Origin of the sequence: Streptomyces sp. 150FB (assembly GCF_000818195.1) — a bacterium.
GTDB lineage: Bacteria > Actinomycetota > Actinomycetes > Streptomycetales > Streptomycetaceae > Streptomyces.
The window spans coordinates 5,957,275-5,963,385 of sequence record NZ_JTHL01000001.1; the positions used below are offsets into that span (position 1 = coordinate 5,957,275).

The following is a 6,111-nucleotide window of genomic DNA, read 5'->3' on the forward strand; positions in this document are numbered from 1 at the left end:
AAACACCGTCGGCGGCCGGGTTCGCGCTGCTTCAATCGGTGGCCCTTCGGACGGCTGATGCCCGCGCACGTACTCTCGGTGGAGGCCCCGTGGGCTGCGTGCCTCCGCTCGCCCACGGCTTGCGTGCGCACGGTGGCACCGGCGCCTCGATGCCACTTTCGTTCCCATGGACGCAACCGTTCTGGAACGCGACTCGCCCCGCAGCCGGGGGGGAAGGCACTCCGCCGGGCGCGCCGGACGGTCGGCGCGGGGTGCTGAAGTCCTCGGCGCGCGATTTGTCGTTGCTGGCCGGGATCGACGCTGCCGATCCCGATGACGCCGGACCCGCGCGGGGTGACCTCCGCGCCATCCTGAACGCTTGTGCGGCGAGCATCGACGTCTTGGCTTGAGCATGCGGCGACCGCCGCCGTTTTCGACAGCGATGGCCGCTTCCCCGGAGTACTTGCACCGACCTGGTCTCGCCGTCAACTCCAAAGCTGGACAAGGTGGCACAAGCAGCCACAGAGCGTCATGGGTCGCGATAGCCTCGCGGTCCATGAGCACTTCCTCGCACCGCGGTCCGGACGCGAACGCCTCTGTCATCTGTGCCTACGATGCGGAGGGCGAAGTCGCCGTCCTGAGCGCGTGGTTCCCTCGGCACAGTGGGGAATACCTGTTTCTGCCGGGCGGTCGGCAGGAGCTGGGCGAGACACCTCAGGACTGTGCGCGGCGCGAACTGCGCGAAGAGGCCGGTGTGACTGCCGGTATCTGGAATCCCCTCGGCACCTACGCCATCACACTGAACAGCCCTGCCCTCCTGACGCTCTATCTCGCTGAGGACCTGGCCCTCGGCCCCCGGGAACTCACCGACACGGAACAGGACTTCAAGCTCTCCTGGTGGCCGCTCCCCGAAGCGATCGCGGCTGCCACAGCAGGCCGCTTCCTCCTCCCGGGCGGCCCCCTCGCGCTGCTCCTCGCTGACCGTTTTCTCAGGGCGAGGACGGCGGGCTAGGAGGCGTGTTTCTCCACTTCGTCACCGCCGACATCGACGCCGACGGCGACACGGCATCACCGCAGGCCGTCTGACCGTACGGCGCCTCCGCTACTTGCCCGCGCCGACCGGGTTGAGGACGATGCCGGGGTCGTCGCTGCCCTGGTCGGGGTTGTCGAGGGGGACGTTGATGGATGTGCTGAGGGTCTTGGAGTGGGTCTCGTTGGGCGGCGTGACGATCATGGTGGTGAACGTGTAGCCGCTGCCGCCGCTGTCGTTCCTCGGGTAGTCCAGGACGAAATCGGTCTGCTCGCCGGGGGCCAGCCTGATGGTGGGTGTGTCCATGGGAACGCGGGCGACGCTGATGGCGTCGTCCGAGTCGTTGCCCTTGAGGTCGACGCCCGCGTAGCCGCGCATCGTGCAGGTGGCGGAGCCGATGTTCTTGAAGACGACTATCTCCTGCTCTCCTTCGATGCCGTGGTGGGTCGAGAAGGCGAGGTTGGAGCTCTTGCACATGGTGCCGGACGACGAGGCGGACCGGGACGCGGAACCGGCCCCCGAATTCGAGGCGCCGGAGCCTCCGTTCCTGTCGCTGCCGGAACGGCTGCTGGACGAGGCGTTCTGCCTCGCCGCGGCGCCGGCCGGCGACGCTGCGTCGGGGGCGCTGTTGGACGAGGCGTTCTGGACGGCCGAGGCGCCGGCCAGCGACGTCGAGGCGGAGGCGCTGACGCCTTCGGTGCCACAGGCCGTCAGGGACAGTCCGGCGGCCACGGCGGTGAGGGCGAGAACCGAGAGCTTCATGTTGCGGCGCATTGCTTCTCCGGGGATCGGGTCGGATGTCGGCCCACTCGATGCGGGCCCCTTCTGAAGTACAGGAGGGGGGCGGGAGCGGACAGGTTGCGCGAGGACCCGGCCCGGACATTTCCGTGACACGGAGGCAGCTTGATCGCGACATACGAAAAGCCGACCCACCGCGAGGCGTTCGGAAACCCCCGGCCCCGGGCACGGAGGACCGTGCCCGGGGCCGGGATTGACGGAGCGTCAGTACTTCAGTACTTCAGTGCGGTGAGGCCGTTCGGGGAGCCCAGGCCCGTGGGGGCGTCGTAGCCCTTGAGGGCGGCGCACATGTAGCTGGTGGCCGGGCACTCGTGGCCGCTGCCCGGGATGCTGACACTCTGCCCGCCCGCGACATCGTTGAGGTTGTTCCGGTGGGCGTACAGACTCGAGGCGTCCTTGATCGCCGCGGCCGGGCCGGCCATCACGTACATGGCCGAGACGAGCGGCGTGGCCGCGCTGGTGCCGCCGGCGCGGAGCCAGCCGCCGGGGAGGCCGTCGGCGGGGTCGGGGGTGCTGTCGTAGACGGCGAGCCCGGTGAAGGGGTCGGCGTCGGCGGAGACGTCGGTGACGGTACGTCCGGGGCAGGCGGTGTCGTGCTGCCAGGCCGGTTTGTCGATGTGCGCCGAGCAGGCCGCTCCGGCGCCACTGGGACGCTGCGTCGGGCCCCAGGCCGTCTCGGTCCAGCCCCGTGCGGTGTCACTGCGGGCCAGCGAGGTGCCGCCGACCGCGATGACCGAGGTGAGGTCCGCCGGGTAGGGGGCGTCGAGTTGGAAGCCTGCGTCGCCGGACGCGGCGAGGATCGGCACTCCGGGGTGGGCGTACGAGGCACGGCGGGTCGGCAGGCCGTCCGCCGACGAGTCGTCGGTGACCGCGGTCTCAGCGGCGCTGTAGCTGTTGGATACGGCGTCGGCGCCCAGCCGTACAGCGGTGTCGACGCTGTCGGCGAGGGCGTCCACGCCTGCCCCGTCGGCCTCGACCAGCAGGATGGAGCAGTCCGGGCAGGCCGCCGAGACGGCGTCCACGTCGAGGCTGATCTCCACCGCCCAGCTCGGGTCGGCGGCGGGCAGCGGGGCGGCGTCGCCGCGCTGGTTGACCTTGCGGAAGCAGCCGTTGGCGGTGGTGCAGGCCGGCAGCCCGTAGGTGGAACGGTAGAGGGCGAGGTCGGCCTCAATGGTGGGCGCGTCATTGGCGTCGACGATGCCGATGGTGCGGCCCTTGCCCGCGTGCGCCTCCACCGCGGAGGCGAGGGAGTACGCGGACTGGATGTCGGCCGGGCCGTATCCGTCAGGGAGCGCGACGCTGTCCTTGGCGGTGTGGGTCCGGAGCCCGGCTGTCGACTTGTCGGGCATCACCTGCGCCTGGCAGGCGAGTTGCCCGGGAGGTGGGGCGGAACAGACCGTCACCGGGGCGGTGGCGGGCGCGGCGCCGGTGCCGTCGGCGCCGGAGGACGCGGGAGAGGTGGCGGTGAGCAGGCCGAGGACGGTTCCGGCGACCGCGACCACGGCCGCGACGGGCCGTATCAGGCGTTTGTTGGTCACAGAGGGCTCCTGGGAAGCTGTGGTGGTCACGGTCACCGCACCCGGTAGGCGCTCGGCAGCACCTGGTCGATCCGGTTGCCCTGGCTGTCCCAGGCGGCGAGTTTGAAGGAGACGGTGCCGCCGGTGGCGCTGGCGGGCACGGTGTAGGCGGCCTTGTAATCGCCGTGGCTGCCCGTCAGACGCAGGCTCTGCCAGTTCTTGCCGTCGTCGTACGACACCTGGAGCTGGGCGCCCGAGACCGCCGGAGCGGTGGCGAACTGCTGGCGCGTCACACTGAGGTCGACGCTGTGCCGGCCTGTGGTGACCTGGTGCTGGATGTCCGCGTCCGTGTCGGTGGAGGCGAACAGCAGCGGCAGCGCGGCGCAGGAGTCCACCGGCCCGGCGCAGTGCACGCGGTCCGGCAGGGCCTTGCCCTTGCCCGGGTCGGCGGTGAAGGTCCACGTGGTGTCGGTGCTGGGGGACAGGGTGTCGCCGTTCCGAACGGTCTGCTCCTCCAACTGGTACGTGGCGCGGCCCGCCGGGACCGGCACGCTGGTCTCGAACAGGCCCTCGGTACCGGTGGCCTGGAGCTCGCCGTTACGGCTGAGGCTCACGGTGCTGGTCTCGTTGAAGCCAAGCCCGATGGTGCCGGGCGTGCTGTCGCCGTCGGGGGCTATGGCGAAGACCATGGTGTCCGCGCTCGCGCAGGCGCCGCAGTAGACGGCGCCGGTCCCGGTGTCGACCTGGACTCCGGGGTGCGGGGCGCCCGCCTCCCAGGTCTCGGCGAGCTTGGCGCCGGGCCGGTAGAGGGTGTCCTTGCCGCTGAGCGTGTTGAAGGTCTGCTCGTCCTCCACCTGGGTACGCCAGTTGAGTCCGGCCGGCACGCTGTAGTACTCGGTGCGGACCGTGCCGGGGGTGAGGAACTCGAATCCGGTGGCGGTCTGCCCACCGGCGGTCGCTGCCCACACCGGCGTCACGTTGTTGACCAGCAGGTCGCTGCCGGTCTGCCCGGCGGGCGCCGAGTAGGTCCGCTCGACGGTCGCCAGCGACGACTGCTTGACCGAGGACGGGTACGAACTCGGCAGGTGGTCCAGGGAGTTGGCGACGTGGTACGCGTAAGGGTCCCCCGCGTCGGCCGGCGAGGCGAGGTCGAAGGTGGCGACCGCCTGGAACCGGCCGTGCTTGACGGGCGCGGTGGTGTTGAGCGCGACGCCGGTCGGGGTGGAGCCCATCTTCTGGACCTGGAGGAAGGCGGGTTGGGCGTCGCCGCTGGGCGTGCCGTCGCTGCGGTACAGGGAGAGCTCGGAGTTGGTGAGTGTCGCCGGGCGGGGCGTGGCCGGCACCGGGATCTCATGCGTCGAGGTGCGGGCGTCCAGGCTGATGGTGGTCCCGTCCTTGACGGTCACCTCCGGCGCGACGGTGATGTGCGAGGAGCCGTCGACGTAGACGGCCTCGTAGTGCCCGGTGGGCACAGTGACCTTCAGGCTGCCACCGCCGATGCCGGACATCTGGTCGGCGTAGGTGGTGTGGTCGGCGTTGATGAGGAAGAGCTGGCCCTGGTAGGCCGGTTGCCCGGCGCTGTTGGTCAGGTGTGCGGTGAGCCGGGCCATGGTGTACGAGTCGTGCCCGACCGGGCCCCGGGGGCGGCCCGCCGACGCGAACCCCTCGGCTCCGCAGGCGCGTTGGGCGAGCGCGGTGGTGTCGTACGCGGCCAGGCTCTTCGTCCCGGCGCCGGCGGCGATGTCCTCGGGGACGAGGTACTGGTGGTTGTCGTTGCGGAAGGCGAGCATCGTCCGGCCCGCTCCGGCGGCCGGGTCGGCGAGGTGGGCGCCGTCGGGGGTGACGGTGGCCTTGATGCCGCCGGGCAGGGTGACCTGGCAGTTCGCGGTGGCGGCCTGGGCATCGGACGCCGGAGTGAAGACAGCCGGCGGCTTCTCCTGCGCGGCGGACGAGGGCACGACGAGCAGGCCGCAGGCCGCGGTGAGCGCGATCGCCCACAGGGTGCTTCTGAGGTGCCCGGTCGGGGGTACGGGTCGTTTCAAGGGGTGGTCACCTTTCGGTGGACGGGGTCACGGGCCGGTGGGTCACAGCGGCTCGTAGCCCGGGTAGGAGTCGTCGTCCGGGTGCGTGGGTGGCAGGGGTGGCAGGGGTGGCTCGGGGACGGACCGCTCCTCCTCGGGCGGTGCCGGGCCGTCCGAAGGCCCCGGGCCGTCCGAAGACCCCGGGCCTTCCGGGGGCTCCGGGCCGTCCGAGGGCTCCGGGCAGGCCGGGCGCCCTTCGTACGGAAGGTCCTCAGCAGAGCGGCTCACTGGCGCTGATCTCCGTTTGCTTCCGCGGGACATGTGATGGCGGAAGTGAGTATCGCGACGGCGGTGACCAGGGAGCGATGGGGCAAGTGACCTAAAGTTCAGCCCGCGTTACGCGCCCGGCACCGGATCCGCCGGCCGCTCGGCGGGACGCCCGGCAGGGGGCTCGGCCGGAGTGATTCCCGCCTGGAGCGCGGCGACCGCCAGGCCGGTTCGGGAGTTGACCCGGTGTTTGCGCATCGCGGAGTTGAGCTGTGCGGCGACGGTCTTCGGGGAGCGGGACAACGACTTGGCGATGTCCGGGGTGGACAGCCCGGTCAACATCAGCCGCACCACCTCCAGTTCCCTGGGGGAGAGCCGGTCACCGTAGCCGCGCCGGCCCCCGGTGGTCTCCCGCCGGTCCAGGGCGGCCACCCGCCGGGCGTCGCGTACGGCGCCGAGGTCCCGCAGTCCGGCCTCGACGCGGGTGAGCAGTTCCGCC

5 protein-coding genes are annotated in these 6,111 nt (G+C 71.3%); 1 reads left to right on the plus strand and 4 read right to left on the minus strand.

Annotation, left to right across the window (positions count from 1 at the left end):
• The first annotated feature begins 535 nt into the window (after positions 1-535).
• Complete coding sequence (locus QR77_RS25740; protein WP_040024458.1) at positions 536-991, plus strand: NUDIX hydrolase; 456 nt, start codon at positions 536-538, stop codon at positions 989-991.
• A 90-nt stretch (positions 992-1,081) separates the two neighbouring features.
• Here QR77_RS25740 and QR77_RS25745 read toward each other — a convergent pair whose 3' ends face one another.
• The 4 genes from QR77_RS25745 to QR77_RS50050 form a co-directional block, all read right to left on the minus strand.
• Positions 1,082-1,783, minus strand: a complete 702-nt coding sequence (locus QR77_RS25745) for a DUF4232 domain-containing protein (RefSeq protein ID WP_040024460.1) — start codon at positions 1,781-1,783, stop codon at positions 1,082-1,084.
• Between the two features lie 236 nt (positions 1,784-2,019).
• Positions 2,020-3,345: a S8 family serine peptidase gene (locus QR77_RS25750; protein WP_107068984.1), complete on the minus strand. Its 1,326-nt coding sequence runs from the start codon at positions 3,343-3,345 to the stop codon at positions 2,020-2,022.
• Between the two features lie 32 nt (positions 3,346-3,377).
• A complete protein-coding gene (locus QR77_RS25755) occupies positions 3,378-5,366 on the minus strand; it encodes a hypothetical protein (protein ID WP_040024461.1) in 1,989 nt (662 codons plus the stop codon).
• Positions 5,367-5,741: 375 nt separating this feature from the next.
• A partial coding sequence (locus QR77_RS50050; protein ID WP_040024462.1) for a LuxR C-terminal-related transcriptional regulator occupies positions 5,742-6,111 on the minus strand: 370 nt, incomplete at its 5' end.

Bases quoted from the DNA above. Each gene is read 5' to 3' on its own strand.
- QR77_RS25740 (WP_040024458.1), top strand. From the start codon at position 536: ATGAGCACTTCCTCGCACCGCGGTCCGGACGCGAACGCCTCTGTCATC.
- QR77_RS25745 (WP_040024460.1), bottom strand. From the start codon at position 1,783: ATGCGCCGCAACATGAAGCTCTCGGTTCTCGCCCTCACCGCCGTGGCC.